This window comes from Streptomyces albipurpureus, from assembly GCF_023701525.1.
GTDB classification, from domain to species: domain Bacteria; phylum Actinomycetota; class Actinomycetes; order Streptomycetales; family Streptomycetaceae; genus Streptomyces; species Streptomyces albipurpureus.
The window spans coordinates 39,340-55,311 of the sequence record NZ_JAMQAW010000024.1 but is presented as its reverse complement, the minus strand read 5'-3'; the positions used below and the strand labels follow the sequence as shown (position 1 = coordinate 55,311).

Annotated in this window: 18 protein-coding genes; 10 read left to right on the top strand and 8 right to left on the bottom strand. The window is 68.1% G+C overall.

The features are described 5' to 3' along the window. Positions 1–20: 20 nt before the first annotated feature. Positions 21–287, bottom strand: a complete 267-nt coding sequence (locus tag NBG84_RS18685; RefSeq protein WP_250920633.1) for a hypothetical protein — start codon at positions 285–287, stop codon at positions 21–23. Positions 288–791: 504 nt separating this feature from the next. Here NBG84_RS18685 and NBG84_RS18680 point away from each other — a divergent pair. Then, entirely contained in the window at positions 792–2,468 is a 1,677-nt protein-coding gene (locus tag NBG84_RS18680) for a serine/threonine-protein kinase (protein ID WP_250920632.1), read from the top strand. On the opposite strand, the gene NBG84_RS18675 is transcribed toward NBG84_RS18680, so the two are convergent. Further along, positions 2,452–3,261, bottom strand: coding sequence for an SGNH/GDSL hydrolase family protein (locus NBG84_RS18675; RefSeq protein WP_250920631.1), 810 nt, complete (start codon positions 3,259–3,261; stop codon positions 2,452–2,454). The two genes, NBG84_RS18680 and NBG84_RS18675, sit on opposite strands and share 17 nt — an antisense overlap. A 162-nt stretch (positions 3,262–3,423) precedes the next feature. Between NBG84_RS18675 and NBG84_RS18670 the strand changes: the two genes are divergently transcribed. The 5 genes from NBG84_RS18670 to NBG84_RS18650 all read left to right on the top strand — a co-directional run bounded on the left by NBG84_RS18670 (position 3,424) and on the right by NBG84_RS18650 (position 8,229). Next, positions 3,424–3,858, top strand: coding sequence for a hypothetical protein (locus NBG84_RS18670; protein ID WP_250920630.1), 435 nt, complete (start codon positions 3,424–3,426; stop codon positions 3,856–3,858). Positions 3,859–4,294: 436 nt separating this feature from the next. Continuing rightward, on the top strand, positions 4,295–5,146 hold the full coding sequence (locus NBG84_RS18665) for a glycosyltransferase family 2 protein (RefSeq protein ID WP_250920629.1): 852 nt from the start codon (positions 4,295–4,297) through the stop codon (positions 5,144–5,146). Next, complete coding sequence (locus tag NBG84_RS18660) at positions 5,143–6,207, top strand: glycosyltransferase family 2 protein (RefSeq protein WP_250920628.1); 1,065 nt, start codon at positions 5,143–5,145, stop codon at positions 6,205–6,207. The genes NBG84_RS18665 and NBG84_RS18660 overlap by 4 nt, the downstream gene beginning before the upstream one ends. After that, positions 6,204–7,007 carry a polysaccharide deacetylase family protein gene (locus tag NBG84_RS18655; protein ID WP_250920627.1) on the top strand — a complete coding sequence of 268 codons (804 nt, stop codon included), beginning with the start codon at positions 6,204–6,206 and terminating at the stop codon, positions 7,005–7,007. Before NBG84_RS18660 ends, NBG84_RS18655 begins: the two co-directional genes overlap by 4 nt. A gap of 94 nt (positions 7,008–7,101) precedes the next feature. Then, on the top strand, positions 7,102–8,229 hold the full coding sequence (locus NBG84_RS18650) for a DUF5925 domain-containing protein (RefSeq protein ID WP_425608658.1): 1,128 nt from the start codon (positions 7,102–7,104) through the stop codon (positions 8,227–8,229). Positions 8,230–8,531: 302 nt separating this feature from the next. Here NBG84_RS18650 and NBG84_RS18645 read toward each other — a convergent pair whose 3' ends face one another. After that, a complete protein-coding gene (locus NBG84_RS18645) occupies positions 8,532–8,906 on the bottom strand; it encodes a GntR family transcriptional regulator (RefSeq protein ID WP_250920626.1) in 375 nt (124 codons plus the stop codon). A gap of 56 nt (positions 8,907–8,962) precedes the next feature. Between NBG84_RS18645 and NBG84_RS18640 the strand changes: the two genes are divergently transcribed. After that, a complete protein-coding gene (locus NBG84_RS18640) occupies positions 8,963–9,169 on the top strand; it encodes a hypothetical protein (protein WP_250920625.1) in 207 nt (68 codons plus the stop codon). Next, entirely contained in the window at positions 9,150–9,665 is a 516-nt protein-coding gene (locus NBG84_RS18635; RefSeq protein ID WP_250920624.1) for a ribonuclease FAU-1 family protein, read from the top strand. Before NBG84_RS18640 ends, NBG84_RS18635 begins: the two co-directional genes overlap by 20 nt. Here the strand turns inward: NBG84_RS18635 and NBG84_RS18630 are convergent. From NBG84_RS18630 to NBG84_RS18615, 4 genes are read right to left on the bottom strand one after another with little or no spacing between them, the layout of a single operon-like run. Next, the gene (locus NBG84_RS18630) at positions 9,641–10,090 is read right to left on the bottom strand and encodes a GNAT family N-acetyltransferase (RefSeq protein ID WP_250920623.1); all 450 of its coding nucleotides are present in this window, start codon (positions 10,088–10,090) and stop codon (positions 9,641–9,643) included. The two genes, NBG84_RS18635 and NBG84_RS18630, sit on opposite strands and share 25 nt — an antisense overlap. Then, complete coding sequence (locus NBG84_RS18625; protein ID WP_250920622.1) at positions 10,087–11,583, bottom strand: tripartite tricarboxylate transporter permease; 1,497 nt, start codon at positions 11,581–11,583, stop codon at positions 10,087–10,089. Before NBG84_RS18625 ends, NBG84_RS18630 begins: the two co-directional genes overlap by 4 nt. 4 nt (positions 11,584–11,587) lie before the next feature. After that, complete coding sequence (locus tag NBG84_RS18620; protein WP_250920621.1) at positions 11,588–12,127, bottom strand: tripartite tricarboxylate transporter TctB family protein; 540 nt, start codon at positions 12,125–12,127, stop codon at positions 11,588–11,590. After that, on the bottom strand, positions 12,124–13,107 hold the full coding sequence (locus tag NBG84_RS18615; RefSeq protein WP_250920620.1) for a Bug family tripartite tricarboxylate transporter substrate binding protein: 984 nt from the start codon (positions 13,105–13,107) through the stop codon (positions 12,124–12,126). Before NBG84_RS18615 ends, NBG84_RS18620 begins: the two co-directional genes overlap by 4 nt. A gap of 126 nt (positions 13,108–13,233) precedes the next feature. On the opposite strand from NBG84_RS18615, the gene NBG84_RS18610 reads away from it, so the two are divergent. Then, entirely contained in the window at positions 13,234–13,914 is a 681-nt protein-coding gene (locus NBG84_RS18610; RefSeq protein ID WP_250920794.1) for a response regulator, read from the top strand. 307 nt (positions 13,915–14,221) lie between these two features. Here NBG84_RS18610 and NBG84_RS18605 read toward each other — a convergent pair whose 3' ends face one another. Then, positions 14,222–14,659, bottom strand: a complete 438-nt coding sequence (locus NBG84_RS18605; protein ID WP_250920619.1) for a pyridoxamine 5'-phosphate oxidase family protein — start codon at positions 14,657–14,659, stop codon at positions 14,222–14,224. A 266-nt stretch (positions 14,660–14,925) separates the two neighbouring features. On the opposite strand from NBG84_RS18605, the gene NBG84_RS18600 reads away from it, so the two are divergent. Beyond that, positions 14,926–15,921 carry a lytic polysaccharide monooxygenase auxiliary activity family 9 protein gene (locus NBG84_RS18600; protein WP_250920618.1) on the top strand — a complete coding sequence of 332 codons (996 nt, stop codon included), beginning with the start codon at positions 14,926–14,928 and terminating at the stop codon, positions 15,919–15,921. Positions 15,922–15,972 lie beyond the last annotated feature (51 nt).

Genomic DNA, 15,972 nt, shown 5'->3' with positions numbered 1-15,972 from the left:
CCGAGCGAGTGGCCGAAGGATCAGCGGCGGCTACCGAACAGGGTCCGACGCAGTCTCCGCAGCGGCGCGAAGAGCGAGACGCGCCCGCTCCTGCTGGAATCGCGGTCGTGTGCCACATCGCGTGAGGTCAGCTCACGCATCAACGAGGTGGCCTCGACCGTCTCCCGCTGAGGCACGGCGGGACCGCCGAGCACCGAAAGATGCCGGTCGAGACGCGAGCTAGTCGCGCTACTCCCGCAGGTAATGGCAGGCACTCGCGGCCTGCTACGCATTGCTATCTGTTCCATGTCACTCCCCACCCGTACGACGCACCCGGCCCGGGCAGGTTAACCCTATCGCCCCGCCGGGACACCCGTGTATCCCGTCCCCAGGATTCACCACTGCTGTACGCGAGTTGACGGTCACTCTCCGAATTCATTCGATTCCAGGGCGAGTTGGACAACTCTCCGTCTCGCGCCTTGACTCCGCACAGCACGGCCGCTTCGGCCCTTCCATCCCTTTCGGTCACGTTCCGTCACACTCCATCGAGTCCTCCTCCATCCTTTCCCCGTGCCCCGACCGCGCACTCCCGGCCGGGGAGACCCATCAGGGGAGGGATGGGAGTGACCACACTCACACCGCGGAAATCGACCGACCCCGGCCACCCGGTGATGGCCGCGATCCGTCATCCGCAGCTGTTTGCCGCTTAAAGGGGCGCCAACAAGCGGGGGTTGAGCTAACTTGGAATGGTTTCCACCGAGATTCACCGAGATCCAATGAGTCGCCGTGCCGAGAACGCCGTGCCATGACGGATGGGAGCTCGCGTGCCCGAGGACCAGTTGATCGCAGGGCGGTACCGGCTGCTGAGCCCACTGGGCGAAGGCGGTATGGGGGTGGTGTGGCGGGCACACGACGAAGCGCTGGCCCGCGAGGTCGCGGTCAAGGAGGTCAGGGCTCCGGCCGGACTCAGCTCGGCGGACGAGCACAGGCTCTACCAGCGGCTGGAGCGCGAGGCATGGGCGGCGGGGCGCATTTCCCACCGCGGTGTGGTGACCGTCTACGACGTGGCCACCGAGGGCGGGCGGCCCTGGATCGTGATGGAACTCATCCGCGGACTCGCACTGTCGGACATCGTGGAGATGGAGGGTCCGCTCGCCCCTGAGCGTGTGGCCCACATCGGGGCGGAGATCCTCGCGGCCCTGTGCGCCGCCCATGAGGCAGGAGTGCTGCACCGCGATGTCAAACCGGGCAACGTGCTGATCGCCAATGACGGCAGGGTGGTGCTCTCCGACTTCGGGATCGCCGTGGTGGAAGGCACCTCCAACCTGACCATGACCGGCGAGCTCATCGGCTCGCCGGAGTTCCTGGCACCCGAGCGGGCCCTTGGGCACACCCCGGGCCCCGCATCGGACCTCTGGTCGCTCGGGGTACTGCTGCACACCACGGTGGAGGGGGCTTCGCCCTTTCGTCGGGAGAGTGCGCTCAGCACCCTGCGGGCCGTCGTCGACGAGGAACCGCCGCCACCGCGGCTCGCGGGTGAACTCGCACCCGTGATCGCGGGACTCCTGCGGAAGAACCCCGGAGAACGGCTCACGGCGCACGAGGCCGCTCGACTCCTCAGGGTGGTGGCCGCGGGCGGTACGGCCCCTGTGCTGACCGTGCCGACGCCCTCAGGGCCCCACACCCCATCGACCCACCCACCACTGGTGGGGGCGGGATTCGGCTCGGGTGGCTCAGGATCGGGGACCACCACCGTCGGAGGTACGGCCCCGGTCAACGGCGCCCAAGGCGAGCAGCCCCGGCGGGCGGTGGTGGTGTTGGCCGCGGGGGTGGCGCTCCTTCTGGTCGTCGCCGGCGGACTGGCCTGGGCGCTGGTCGACAGCCAACGGAACAGCAAGTCCGAGGCGAGGGGAACCGGCACCGCGGTGAGCTCCCAAACCCCCGGCCCCACCACGGGCACGGCCGGCACCGGCGGTGACCGGGAACCGGCGAACAGCGGCGGCGCGCGCCCGTCGGAGGGCAAGGGCAGCACCGCCCCCTCGGCGACCCAGGACTCCCGACCGCCGCAGCGGGTCGAGGTCTCCGTAAGCGCCGTCCGCGCCGGTTACTCGGGTTACTGCGCGCCGCCGCCGAGCGCTGCGCCCGCCTTCCGGGCGACGGTCAGCGTGGCGCGGACGCCGGCGACCGTGCGGTACCGCTGGACGACGGAGAGCGGGCGGACATCGGCGGACGGCTGGCAGACGCTTTGGTTCACCGATGGCGACGCACGGCAGCAGCGGGTCGAGCACACCGAGTTGACACACGAGGCCGAGGGCACGCACCGCGACCGGATCCGGGTGGAGGTCCGCGACCCGGTCGAGGCACGGTCAGGGTGGATCTCGTTCTCGGTCGACTGCGAGCCGGCGGCCCCCACGGGTGGGGCCTCTTCCTCGGCGGACGCCTCCGGCGTCGCAGTCAGTGCCGTGACGGCGGTCAGTCGTTGGCGTTGAGGACCGGCAGATAGCCGCCGGACTGGCCGGCGGCGGTCGGGTGGTACGAGTCGCCGATGCTCAGCAGGTTGAGGGAGTGCAACCAGGACGCTCCGGAACAGATCTCATGTCCGGTGAAGGCGGGAGTGACATCGCCGAAGGCATAGCCGTGGTCCGCGGCCCGCTTGGCGGTGGTGGCGTTCAGATGGTCGGCCGCGCCGTTGATCGCCGCCCGCTCGCGCTCACTGAGCCCGGCGATACAGGTGCCGTTGAGCTTGTAGAAGCGGGGGTAGCCGAGGACGACCACCCGCGCGGTCGTGGCCTTGGCCCTGATCGCCTGGTACACGCTGTCGAGTCTGGCGGGCAGGGTGCCGTCGATGTAGGCGCGCGCCTCATTGACCCGGTTGACGCAGGCGGTCTCCGACTGGAGGACACAGGTCGTCATGGTGTCCGCGAAGCCCGCGTCATTGCCTCCGATGGAGATGGTGACGAGGTCGGTCGCGGAGTTCAGGGGGCCGAGTTGCCCCGCGGTGACATCACTCGTACGAGCGCCTGAGCAAGCCGTGAACGAGAACGTCGAGGGTGAGTTCGCGGCCGCCCAGAGCCGCGGATAGGCCTTGGCGCTGCGCTTGCAGGCACCGCTGGCGCTGTCGTAGCTGCCCGCTCCGACACCCGATGAGTAGGAGTCGCCCAGTGCTACGTAGTCAAGGGCGGCCGCACTCTCGGCGGCCTGTGCCTGGCTCGCGCCGGTGAGCGCGAGGGCGGCACTGAGGAGGAGAGAGAAGGACAGAGCCGCAATACGGGACTGTTTCATGACATCTCCGTTTAGCAGATCCACTGCCTGAACATTGGTTGCAGACCGCATACTTCACTGGAAATGTCCATGCCAAACATGATGGCTCGTCAGCTTGACGGAAGTCCGCGTCGATGCGCAGCATGGGCATCGGAATTCGGGGCCTTGGGAGCAAAATCGGCCATGCAGAGCAGCAGAGACAGGCCGTCAGTGGTCGAGACGGATCTGCCTCCCATCCTTGCGGGTGCGGCGTTCGCCATCTCGGGCGTTGGAGTCGCCCTGGCGCTCAGCGATGCCCAGTCGCCGCTCCGGGCGCCCTTTGTGATCTTCTTCCTCTTCGCCGGGCCGGCCTGCGGCCTCTATACCGTATTGCCCGGACTCGACCCGGTAGCTCGCGCGGCCACCGCCGCGGCCGGTGCGGCCGGAATCGATATGGCCGTCGCAGGAACCTTGTCCGCACTGGATGTTCTGACCGCGGGTGGAGGCATCACCGCGGTCACGGCAATCACCGCGCTGCTCCTCCTCTGCGCCGCGACACGCCGGACGGGATGGCTCCGCTTAACTGGGCGGACCGGCTCGCCAACGACCGGATCCAACCCCCTCAGGGGGCGGCGCTAGACCATCTGGAGCAGGGCATTCCAGATGGGCGTTCGGTGAAAAGATCAAGGTAAAGCGGTCAGTGCGACCTTCGACCTGACCGCTGAATAGGTATCAAGAATGTAAAAAGCACAACCACGATCCGGGACTTGCCATACAGTCCTAAACATCAATACCGTCGTACAACCCGCAACGGTTCATCGGCTAAGCGGCTCATGGGGAGGGCTCAAGCGTCGCGATGATCCCGTTGTGGGGACGCGGTAGGGGGGTGCCGTGCCCGGTTTTCGTGCTCTTGTCGAGCCGTAAGACCGTGCGGCCAGTTCAGTAGCTCGCCCAACCATGGTCGGAGGGTCACTTCGCCATGGCCAGGTGAGTAGTAAACCCCCCTTTCAAACCGGAAACTCATCCGGACCGCCCGGGGGCGGGCGGTCCACCGGTGGAGAGGGAAAACAAACCCATGAGTTCAGTCCTGCACCCGGCCGCGCCGGGGCAAGATCCGTCGATCACCTCGGTGGAAACCAGCCGAATAGAAGGTGCCTACCGACCGATCTCCTCCCATCTGGCGATCACACCGCCCGTGAGCGTTGTGATTCCCGCCATGAACGAGGCGGAGAATCTTCCCTATGTGTTCAAGACCCTGCCCGACTGGATCCACGAGGTCGTGCTGGTCGACGGGAACTCCACTGACAACACCGTTGAGGTCGCGCGGGAACTGTGGCCCGACGTCAAGGTCGTCAAGCAGTCGGGTAAGGGCAAGGGAGACGCCCTGATCAGCGGCTTTGCCGCCTGCACCGGCGACATCATCGTGATGGTCGATGCCGATGGCTCCGCGAACGGCAATGAGATTGTGTCCTATGTCTCAGCGCTCGTCTCCGGCGCCGACTTCGCCAAGGGTTCCCGGTTCGCCAACGGCGGCGGCACCGACGACATGACCTTCATCCGCAAGATGGGCAACTGGGCCCTGTGCTCGGTGGTCAACGCCAAGTTCGGCGCGCGCTACACCGATCTCTGCTACGGGTACAACGCGTTCTGGAAGCACTGCCTCGACGACATCACCCTGGACTGCACCGGCTTCGAGATCGAGACCCTGATGAACATCAGGGTCGTCAAGGCCGGCCTGCGGGTCCAGGAAGTGCCCAGCCACGAGTACAACCGCATCCACGGCGTCTCCAACCTGAGCGCCGTCCGGGACGGGATCAGAGTGCTCAAGGTGATCCTCAAGGAGAAGGGCGTACGGCGTGCCGAGCGCCGCCGCAGCGGCACTCCCCTGAGTGTGTCCATCCCCACCCCTCGGGGAGAAGCGTCTTGAGCGACCGCCGTTTCTCGGTGGTGATCTGCGTCTACACCGAAGACCGTTGGGACGACATCCTCGCGGCCGTCGAATCAGTGCGGAATCAGTCACATCCGGCCCTGGAGACTCTCCTGGTGGTCGATCACAACCCGGTACTCCTGGGCCGGCTGGCCCAGGAGTACCGGGAGTACGCGGCCGACGGTTCCGATGTCGTACGCGGTGAGGAGGTGCGGGTGCTCGCCAACGCGGGCCCCCGTGGCCTGTCCTCCGGTCGCAACACCGGAATCGCAGCGGCGCGCGGTGACTTCGTCGCCTTCCTCGACGATGACGCCGTGGCCGAAGTCGACTGGCTGCGGTACTTCGCCGACGGGTTCGACGATGAGAAGGTCGTCGCCGTCGGTGGACGCACCGCGCCGGCCTGGGCCTCGGGGCACCGCCCCGCCTGGTTCCCGGAGGAGTTCGACTGGGTCGTCGGCGCCTCCTACCGCGGGATGGCGCCCGGCAAGGTGCGGGTGCGCAACGTCCTCGGTGGCAACGCCTCCTTCCGACGCACCGCGTTCGACGCGTCGGGAGGGTTTGCCACCGGCATCGGACGGGACGGCGACAAGCGGCCGCTGGGCTGCGAGGAGACCGAACTCTGCATCCGGATGGGCAACGCACTGCCCGACGCGGTCCTCCTCATCGACGACCGTGCGGTGATCCACCACAAGGTGCCCAAGGTCCGGGAGCGGTTCGCCTACTTCCGCACCCGGTGCTATGCCGAAGGGCTGTCCAAGGCTCTGGTCTCCAAGAGTGTGGGCTCGGGCGACGGACTGTCGTCCGAGCGGAGCTACACCACCAAGGTGCTGCCCGCGGGAGTGGCGCGCGGCGTGGGCGATGCCCTGCGCGGCCGTCGGGGCGGTGCCGGCCGGGCGGGTGCCATCATCGTTGGGTTGGCGACCACCGCGGGCGGCTATGTGGTGGGCACCGCCAAGGCCCGCAAGGGCTCGGTGACCTTCTCCTCAGAGCCGATCGCACCGCTGCCGTCGACCGACGCGGCGGCTACGGCGACCGCTTCGGCGGGTGGTGAGAGCCGATGAGTGGGCCGGTCCCCGTTCTGATGTACCACGCCGTCGCACCTCAGCCGGCGAAGGCCACCTGGGGCCTCTCGGTGACCCCCGAGGCCTTCGCCGAGCAGATGGCCGTGCTCGACGAGCAGGGCTTCACCCCGATCACCACCGCCGAGTTGGGTGAGTGCTGGCGCTCCGGTGGCCACCGGGCCCTGCCCGCCCGGCCGGTGTTGATCACCTTCGACGACGGGTACGAGGGCGTACACCGCTACTCGCTGCCCGTGCTGGCCAAGCACGGCTTCGCGTCGACGTTGTTCGTGTCGACCGGCTGGCTCCGCGGGGCCCACGACGAGGGTGGCGCGATCGACACCATGCTCGACTGGGGTCAGGTACGCGAACTGGCCCGGGCCGGAATGGAGATCGGCGGTCACACCCATAGCCATCCCCAGATGGATCAGCTGGGGGATGAGGAACTGCGGTACGAGACGGTCCGCTGCCGCGACATCATCGCCGACGAGCTGGGCTCGCTGCCGACCTCGTTCGCGTACCCCTTCGGCTACTCCAGTCGGCGGGTGCGCGAGATGGTCAAGACGGCGGGGTTCGCCCAGTCCTTCGCGGTGGGCAACGCGCTCGCCCGACCGGTGCAGGGGCCCTACGCCATTGAGCGGGTGACCGTGCGGCGCAGTACCGACATCGAGGAGTTCGAGCGGCTGGTCGAAGGGCGCGCGATCGCGCGCAACTTCGCGAAGGACCGCGCGCTGACCAAGGGGTATGCGATGGTGCGCCGCACCCGCAGGGCGGCGACCCTGTTGCGAGGCGCCGGACGCTGACGCCGGGGCCGGTGGCGTGCTGCCCGGATGGGAGACCACGCCACCGGAACAAAACTCCGTGCGTGAACGGACTTCGTGCCGGATCATGGGGCGCATGTCAGCCGTACAACCTCAGATGGAGCGCATGTCTGCCCTACCGCCCCACGACGCACTGCCGATCCGGCTCAACATCGATGACAGCGATTCGGCGACGGATGTCATCGATGCCCTGTTCCTCGGCCGGTTCGCCAATGGCGAGCAGCCCTACTGCCACAGCCACCAGATCGACCGGGTCAAACCCGGGTTCAAGCTGCTGCCGCCCGGCGCGAAGGTGCTCCGCTCCTCGCGCGATGACGACCGCAGTGCCGTGCTCGCGGAAGGCGACGGCTTCACCATCCTCATCTCCCACTGGAATCGTGGTGCGGATGTCACGGTGACCGCGGTCGACGCCGAGTTGGCGGAGAAGATCGTCAAGGACGCGGTGGCAGACGCGGCCGATGAGCCGGAACCGCAACCGGACGATGTGACGATGGGGTTCTGGTACGTCTCACCACGGCGTGGCCCGTACCGCACCACGCGCCAGATCTCGGCCGGCACCTGGGAGCAGGTGAGGCCCAACTACACGGCTCCGGTCGCGGATGCGATGGACGGGCTGATGAAGATGACCCCGGAGGACATCTCGGGTCGGCTGCTGCTGCTGCACGGCCCGCCCGGGACGGGCAAGACCTCGGTGTTGCGGACGTTGGCGCGTTCCTGGCGGGACTGGTGCCAGGTGGACTGTGTGCTCGATCCGGAGCGGTTGTTCACCGATGTCGGCTATCTGATGGACATCGCCATCGGCGAGGACGAGGGCACGGCCAAGAGCCGTTGGCGGCTGCTTCTGCTGGAGGACTGCGATGAACTGATCCGCGGGGAGGCCAAGCACACCGCCGGTCAGGCGCTCTCGCGGTTGCTGAACCTCACGGACGGGCTGCTGGGCCAGGGGCGCAATGTGCTGGTGGGTGTGACGACCAACGAGGACCTCGAACGACTGCACCCGGCGGTGGTCCGACCCGGTCGCTGTCTGGCCCGGATCGAGATGGGCCCGCTGACTCGCGCCGAGTCGGTGGAGTGGCTGGGCACGGAGAAGGGGGTGGGCCGTGAGGGCGCGACGCTGGCGGAGCTCTTCGCGCTGCGCCGGGGAAGCGGCCCGGCGTCGATCCCGGAGCAGGCCGACGGGACCGACGCGGGCCTCTATCTCTGACGCCCGCCGCTCGACCCGGCGTACGTAGCCTCGCCGCTGGCCCCTCGGGGATCACGGCACCCGACCAGGGCGACCAGCCGATGTCGGGTGCCGTGTCATGAAGCGGCTGGTTCGGGGCGCTGACGTGCGTTCCGCGGACTCCGCTGCTCCTCGCCGGCAAGACCGGTCACGGGGCTCGCAGCTGCCTCCGGGCGGGCCCTTCGGTGCCTGTGAGCGCGATCACCCCGGTAGGCGGTCCCTGCTGGCTACGGCCTCAGAGCGAGGCGTCCAGCGAGTAGTCGGAGGGGTTCTCGTTACTGCCCTCACTCCCCGTAGGCGGCCCTCAGGGCGTCCTGGGCCGCTGCCTGAGCTACCTGACGGGTGAGACCGAGCCGATGGGCTCGGTCGGCGAAGGCCTGGGCCGCCGCGGCGAGTTCCCGGGCCGCCGCGTCCGCCGCCGGTGCGACGAAGGTGCCGTTGCGCCCCCGGGTCTCGATCACCCCGTCCGCCTCCAGCGCGCGATAGGCCTTGGCGACGGTGTTGGCGGCCAGACCGAGGTCCTCGGCGAAGCCTCGTACGGTCGGCAGTCGGTAGCCCACCGGCAGCGCTCCGGTTCGCGCCTGCTCGGAGATGTGGGCCCGCAGCTGTTCGAAGGGGGCGACGGGCGAGCCCGGGTCGATGTCGATCTTCAAAGTCACTCCTCGATTCTCCCCCACCACCGGCCGTGGCACGGAGGAAAAGGGGAGGCGACACGATGGACGCGCCCGTAGCGTGCGAACACATGGCATGGATCATCCGTGAGTTCCGCTATCAGGACGCGCACGATGTGCGCCAGGCCCTCAGGGCCCCCCATCAGGTGGCAACGCCCGGCGCCGGCGACACCCCGCTGCCCGCGCTGGCCGCCTGGTTCGACCGTCGGATCTGTGCAACGGAGGTGCGTCATGTCCGCGCGCTCGGGTGAGTCCGCTGTCACCGTGCGGCTGGTGAAGGCCGGTGCGACCAAGATCCGGTACCCGGCGGTGCTGCTCTGGGACGACGGGACCCATGTGGCGGTCCGCGCGCCCTGGGCGTTCGAGGGGGTCCGCGACTTCGGCTTTGTGCGCTTCGAGCCGGGCGATGTGTTCCTTGAGCACTACTGGCGTGATCGCTGGTACTCGGTCAAGGAGGTCAGGACCGGCGGCGGTGTGCTCAAGGGCTGGTACTGCGACGTGACCCGGCCGGCCCGGTTCACCGGGGAGGAGATCTGGGTCGAGGATCTGGAACTCGACCTCTGGGTGTCGGCCGATGGATCGTTGGTGCTGCGGCTCGACGAGGACGAGTTCGCCGCAAGCGGGCTGACACAGAGCGACCCCGAGGCTGCCGAGGCAGCCGTCGGGGCGCTGGAGGAAGTGGAGCGGTTGGCACTCGCCGGCGCGCTGGGTGGAGTGCTGACCTACGAAGGGAGCCGCTTGCGGTAGTGCAGGCGGTCGTAGGGGCCATCCACCCGGCGCTCCGTCAGCTCGTATCCATACCTCGGATAGAGCGCCTGGTTCTCAGTCATCGCGGCGTTCGTGTAGAGCCGGATCTCCGGGAGCCCCAACTCCCGGGCCCGACGCTCGGCGAAGGCCAGCAGAGCGCGTCCCAGGCCCTTCCCACGGGCCTTCGGGTGCACCGCGACCGATTCCAGGAAGAGGTGATCGTCCTGGGTGTGCAGGACGATCACGCCCCGTACCGGGTCCTGCGTGACGAACACCCGCCCCGCTGCCACATCGGCCGCGTGGTCCGCCTCCATGGGGACGGGCACGACGCCGATGCGTGCGATGTAGGGGTGGTAGGCCGCGTCGGTCGCGGCCTTCACCTCGGCCACATCGGCGCTGGTCGCGGGGCGAATGTCCTCGATCATGCAGATACGTTACGTCGACTCTGGAACTTCTTCCTCAGCAGAGGCCAGGCCAGCAGGACCGCGATGATCAGGTAGATGGTCACCGAGAACGGCGTGTTGACCAGACCGGAGACGCTGCCGTCGCTCATCTGCAGTGCACGGCGCAGCTGCTGCTCAGCGGCCGGGCCGAGGATGACACCGATGACGGCCGGCAGCACCGGCAGTCCGTAGCGGCGCATACCGAGGCCGATGAGGCCGATGATCAACAGGATCACCAGGTCGAGGGCCTCGCCGCCGACCGCGTAGGCGCCGACTCCGGCGAAGAAGAGGATGCCCGCGTACAGGTAGGGACGCGGAATCTGGAGCAGCTTCGCCCAGACCGGCGCGAGCGGCAGGTTGAGCGCGAGGAGCAGCACCATACCGACGAAGAGGGAGGCGATCAGGCCCCACACCAGGTCGGGCTCGCGCTCGAACAGCAGCGGTCCCGGCTGGATGCCGTACTGCTGGAAGGCGGCGAGCATCACGGCCGCTACGGCCGTGGTGGGCAGTCCAAGGGTCAGCATCGAGACCAGGGTGCCCGCCGCGGAGGCCGAGGCCGCCGACTCGGGACCGGCCACGCCTTCGATGGCGCCCTTGCCGAACTCGTTCTTGTTCTTGGAGAGCCGCTTCTCGGTGACGTACGACAGGAAGGTGGGGATCTCCGCACCGCCGGCCGGGATCGCGCCGAACGGGAATCCGATGAACGGGCCGCGCAGCCAGGGCTTCCAGGTGCGCTTGAGGTCGGACTTGTCGAGCCAGGGGCGACCGACCGGGATCGGCGCCGCGGCGTTGCGGCGCAGATGGGCGGCGACCCACAGGGCCTCACCGATCGCGAAGAGTCCGACCGCGACGATGACCACGTCGATGCCGTCGGAGAGCTGGAGCGAGCCGAAGGTCAGCCGCTGCTGGCCGGTCATCGTGTCGAGGCCGACGAGTCCGATGGTGAGACCGATCAGCAGCGAGGCGAGTCCGCGGATGCGGGAGGAGCCGAGCACCGAGGTGACCGCGATGAAGGCGAGCACCATGATGGCGAAGTAGTCCGGCGCGCCGATGTCCACGGCCAGTTCGGCGATGGTCGGGGCGAGGGCGACCAGCAGGATGGTGCCGATCAGGCCACCGGCGAAGTGACCGACCGCGGCGGCGGCGAGCGCCTGGGAGCCGCGGCCCGATTTCGCCATCGGATTGCCTTCGATGGCCGCGACGACCGCCGCGCTCTCTCCTGGGGTGTTCAGCAGGATCGAGGTGGTGGAGCCACCGAACATCGCGCCGTAGTAGATACCGGCGAACATGATGAACGCGCCGGTGGGCTCAAGGCCGTAGGTCACCGGAAGGAGCAGGGCCACCGCCATGGCGGGGCCGATTCCGGGCAGTACGCCGATCGCCGTCCCCAGGAGGACGCCGATCACCGCCCACATCAGGTTGATCGGCGTCAGCGCTGTGCCGAAGCCGTCGATGAGTGAATTGAGAGAGTCCATCGATCTAGAGCACCCCCATCAGCGGGCCACCGGGGAGCGGAACGCCGAGCAGATTGTTGAAGATGTAGTACGTGGCCACCGAGAGAACCGCGGCGATCAGCGGGTCCCGCTGGGGGTGCCTGCTTCCCAGGGCATAGGCGGCGCCCCAGAACAGGAGCGTGCCGGAGACGGGGAAGCCCACGGGGTCGATCAGGACGGCGAAGCCGAGGAAGACCCCACCGAGGAGGAGGACCGTACGCCAGTCGCTCGGCTCGCTCAGATCGATGTCCTCGCCGCCTTCGGCCTCTCCCTGTCCGCCGCGCATAACGTCGAACGCGAGGAGGGCGGCGATCACCAGCAGACCGATGCCCACCACGATCGGCACCGTGGTGGGGCCGACGGGTCCGCGCTGGGCTATGTCGACATCCATGGTGAGGGCGTCGGTGAGGACGAGCACACCGAGGGCGAACAGCATGACGCTGACGCCGAGTTCGGAGTGGTCGCGCAGCCAGGAGCGGGTGTCCGACCGGGGGGCGGAGGGGGTGGGTGTCTGACGTGAGTTCACAGTCCCAGCTCCTTCAGCACGGTGTCCACGCGCTCGTTCTGCTCCTTGAGGAAGTCGCCGAAGTCGTCGCCCACCATGAAGGCGTCGTTCCAACCGTTCTTCTTGAGCGACTCCTGCCATTCCTTGGAGTCGTGCAGCTCCTCGACCAGGGCGGTGAGCTTCTCCCTCTCACGGTCGGAGATGCCGGGGGGAGCGACGATGCCGCGCCAGTTGGTGAACTCGGTGTCGAGGCGGGCCTCACGCAGGGTGGGGGCATCGAGTCCGGGGACCCGCTCGGGCCCGGTCACGGCGAGCAGTCGCAGCTTGCCCGACTTGATCTGGTCCAGGTATTCACCGACGCCGGAGACGCCGAAGCCGACCTGGTTGCCCAGGATGGCGGCGAGGAGCTCGCCACCGCCGTCGAAGGGGATGTAGTTGACGTTCTTCGGCTTGATCTTGGCGGCCTGCGCCATCAGCATCGGCGCGAGGTGGTCGGGGCCGCCGGGTGAGGAGCCGCCGCCGACGGTGACCTTGCTGGGGTTGGCCTTCCATGCCTTCAGCAGGTCGTCGATGGTCTTGTACGGGGAGTCGTTGGAGACGACCACGATGTCCTGCTCTTCGGTGAGCCGGGCGATCGGGGTGGTGTCCGCCAGCGTCTTCTCCGACTTGTTGGAGTGGACCGCTCCCACGACGCCGAGGCCCATCGACATGGCGAGCTTGCCGTTGCCGTGCTCGCCGACGAGGCGGGCGAGGCCGACCGTGCCGCCGGCGCCGGGAAGGTTGAAGACCTCGATGTTGTGAGTAAGTCCGGCGTCTTCGGCATTCTTTGCCGCTGTGCGGGCAGTGATGTCATAACCACCGCCGGGAGTATTGGGGACCATAAAGCGCAAACCGGGGATCTGCGTGCCGGTATCGGAACCGTCACCCGCACTGAGCAGGGGCGGCCCCACGAACACCAGCAACGCTGCCCCGAGCAGGGCGAGGGGAGTGCGCAATCGCACGTGAGCCGCCTCTCGGTAGAGATGTGTGAAGTGGCCCACATGTTGCCTGTGCGTTAAGAAAGTGTCTCTCTTCCGGAATCAACGGACGTTGTGGTCATTGTGGTCGCGCCATAGCGTGTGGTCGTGATGAATGTGCTGGTAGTGGACGACGACTTCATGGTCGCCAAGCTGCACAGCCGCTATGTGGCCGCGACCGAGGGTTTCAGAGTCGTCGGCGTGGCACACAGCGGTTCCGAGGCTCTGCGTGCGGCTGAGCGGCTACGGCCCGACCTTGTTCTACTTGATATATATCTACCCGACATGGATGGTTTGACGGTTTTGCGGGAGTTGCGGGCTGCGGAAGAACGGGATGCGACACGGGCCAGCGTGGACGCCTTGTTCATCACGGCCGCCCGGGACGCAGGGGTGGTGCGAGCCGCCCTCCGAGCGGGCGCGCTGCACTATCTGATCAAGCCGTTCAACCAGGCCGCCCTCCAGGAGCAGCTGCGCCACGTAGCGGCGCTCAGGTCGCGCTTCGACCGGCTCGGAGAGGCGCGCCAGGAGGATGTGGACCAGATATTCGGGACCAGGCCGCCTGGCTCACGAGAGCTGCCCAAGGGGCTCGCCCCGCACACGGCCGAGCTCGTGGAGCGGGTACTGCGCGAGCACCCGGGTGATCTCTCGGCGACCGAGTGCGCGGAACTGGGCTCGCTGTCCCGGGTGAGCGCACGGCGGTATCTGGAGTACTTCGTGGAGACCGGACGCGTCGAGGTCACTCTGCGTTACGGCGGTACCGGGCGGCCCGAGCGTCGGTACCGGCTGGTGTGAGACGAGGGCGGAGCGACCAGTGAGATCCACAGGCCGCGAGGGCAGCGCCGGGAGTACAGCAGCGGCGCCCCGACCCGCCCCCTCGCCCCCGACGCAGAAGGGCCGCCGGCGACGGGCCCCGGATCGGCGACGGTAGCCACTCCTGCCGGATGGCCCAATTCCACTTCAGCGGCGAGATCCCAGCTGAGAAGGCCCCAAAGGGCTGGGGCAGTAGATCCCGAGGCAGCTTCCGAGGCGGTTTCCGAGGAAGAACGCCCCTGGCAACGGTCCATACCGGCCAGGGGCGAAAGGCGGCGCTGGCAGTGGCTCAGATGGCGCCCATGTCAGCGCTGAGCCAGTGCTCCGGGCGCAGATAGATGACCACCTGATCGCCGAGTTCCTTCATCGCGAAGTCGACATAGGCATCCACCTTCTCCGCCGGGAGATAGCGCTCAGTCACTTCGACCAACTGCTCATGGGTCGCCGGGACCGTGTCAGTCACCGGCCCCTCGACGGAGACATAGCGCACGCTCGGCGCCACCCGGTCGACCATCAGCGAAAACCGCCCGGCCTGGGCGATCAGTTGGTGTTTGCGGGAGTTTCGGCCCGTCATGATCCAGATGTCGCCATGGTCCTTGTCGGGCGCGTACTGGTACCAGATCGGCACCGTGAGCGGTGCCCGCTGCTCCTCCTGGGCAGCCACGGCTAAAGCCGCGATATGCGGCTCTGCCAGGAACTGTTCGCGTTCTGCACGGGTCAGGGCCAAGGCCGACTCCTTCGTTCGGGAGGGACGAGCGCCCGGCGGGCTGGGGACCTGCACGCCCTTCCTCAGCCACCGCTTAGCGCCTCCTTAAAACAAGGATAAGGATCTCGGACATTCCGCCGTCCGACCCCTCTACGGGGTTTCAAGGGGCTAACTTGCGTACCGCCGAGGTCGGTTCGAACAGTCGAGCCACTGGCGAACCGGATTCCCACATCCGTTCGGGCTGACCTGGCATTCCCCCCATATCCCTCAATGAGGAGAACCACACGATGACCGCTCGCCGCAAGGTCGCCATGGTCGCCGCACTCGGTATCGCACCGATCGCCCTGACCGCGCTGGCCACCGCGCCCGCCGTCGGCCACGGTTCCATGAAGGACCCGGTCAGCCGGGTCGCGGCCTGCTTCGCCGAGGGCCCGGAGAACCCGGACACGGCGGCGTGTCAGGCCATGGTCGCCGCAGGTGGCACCCAGCCCCTGTACGACTGGAACGAGGTCAACATCGGTGATGTGGCGGGCGCCCACAAGTCGCGGATTCCGGACGGCAAGCTGTGCAGCGTCGGCCGTGAGAAGTACAAGGGCCTTGACGCTCCGCGCGCCGACTGGCCCTCGACGGCGATGACCGCCGGGAACAACACCTTCCGCTGGCGCGCGACCGCTCCGCACCGGGGCACCCTGGACCTGTACATCACCAAGGTCGGCTATGACCCCACGCAGCCGCTGAAGTGGTCGGACCTGGAGGCCCAGCCGTTCGCGTCGGTGACCAACCCGCCGCTGGAGAACGGATCGTACGTCTTCAACGGCAGCGTCCCCGACCGGTCGGGCCGCCACCTGATCTACTCCATCCTCCAGCGCTCCGACTCCCCCGAGGCGTTCTACACCTGCTCCGATGTGGTCTTCGGCGGCGGTGGCGGCAACGCGTCCAACCCGGCCGTCGCCAAGGCGCCGTCGGACAAGGCGATCGAGCAGGGCGCCGGGAAGTCCTCGGTCGACCACCAGGGCCACGGCGGGGACACCCCGAGCGAGGTCAAGAAGAACGCGGCGTACACCGCGGACCAGGCGGACGGCAAGCCCGCAGCCGCCGACGCGGCCGACGAGCCCGCGGCCGACAACGCCCCCGAGGCGCAGGGCGCGACCGAGAACCTCGCCGAGACCGGTGGCGACAGCAACACCACCTACATCGCCATCGGTGGAGCCGCGGCGCTCGCGCTCGGTGCCGCGGCCATGTTCGGTACGACCCGCCGCCGCGCGGCGAGGAGCGGCCGCTGATGACCGCCTGAGGACGCACTGACCGGTGATGCGCCTGCGCGTCCGCCCCTG

What these genes read in the sequence shown, in the direction of transcription:
- NBG84_RS18685 (WP_250920633.1), bottom strand. Translation starts at nt 287, where the DNA reads ATGGAACAGATAGCAATGCGTAGCAGGCCGCGAGTGCCTGCCATTACC.
- NBG84_RS18680 (WP_250920632.1), top strand. Translation starts at nt 792, where the DNA reads ATGGGAGCTCGCGTGCCCGAGGACCAGTTGATCGCAGGGCGGTACCGG.
- NBG84_RS18675 (WP_250920631.1), bottom strand. Translation starts at nt 3,261, where the DNA reads ATGAAACAGTCCCGTATTGCGGCTCTGTCCTTCTCTCTCCTCCTCAGT.
- NBG84_RS18670 (WP_250920630.1), top strand. Translation starts at nt 3,424, where the DNA reads ATGCAGAGCAGCAGAGACAGGCCGTCAGTGGTCGAGACGGATCTGCCT.
- NBG84_RS18665 (WP_250920629.1), top strand. Translation starts at nt 4,295, where the DNA reads ATGAGTTCAGTCCTGCACCCGGCCGCGCCGGGGCAAGATCCGTCGATC.
- NBG84_RS18655 (WP_250920627.1), top strand. Translation starts at nt 6,204, where the DNA reads ATGAGTGGGCCGGTCCCCGTTCTGATGTACCACGCCGTCGCACCTCAG.
- NBG84_RS18650 (WP_425608658.1), top strand. Translation starts at nt 7,102, where the DNA reads ATGTCAGCCGTACAACCTCAGATGGAGCGCATGTCTGCCCTACCGCCC.
- NBG84_RS18640 (WP_250920625.1), top strand. Translation starts at nt 8,963, where the DNA reads ATGGACGCGCCCGTAGCGTGCGAACACATGGCATGGATCATCCGTGAG.
- NBG84_RS18635 (WP_250920624.1), top strand. Translation starts at nt 9,150, where the DNA reads ATGTCCGCGCGCTCGGGTGAGTCCGCTGTCACCGTGCGGCTGGTGAAG.
- NBG84_RS18630 (WP_250920623.1), bottom strand. Translation starts at nt 10,090, where the DNA reads ATGATCGAGGACATTCGCCCCGCGACCAGCGCCGATGTGGCCGAGGTG.
- NBG84_RS18625 (WP_250920622.1), bottom strand. Translation starts at nt 11,583, where the DNA reads ATGGACTCTCTCAATTCACTCATCGACGGCTTCGGCACAGCGCTGACG.
- NBG84_RS18610 (WP_250920794.1), top strand. Translation starts at nt 13,234, where the DNA reads ATGAATGTGCTGGTAGTGGACGACGACTTCATGGTCGCCAAGCTGCAC.
- NBG84_RS18600 (WP_250920618.1), top strand. Translation starts at nt 14,926, where the DNA reads ATGACCGCTCGCCGCAAGGTCGCCATGGTCGCCGCACTCGGTATCGCA.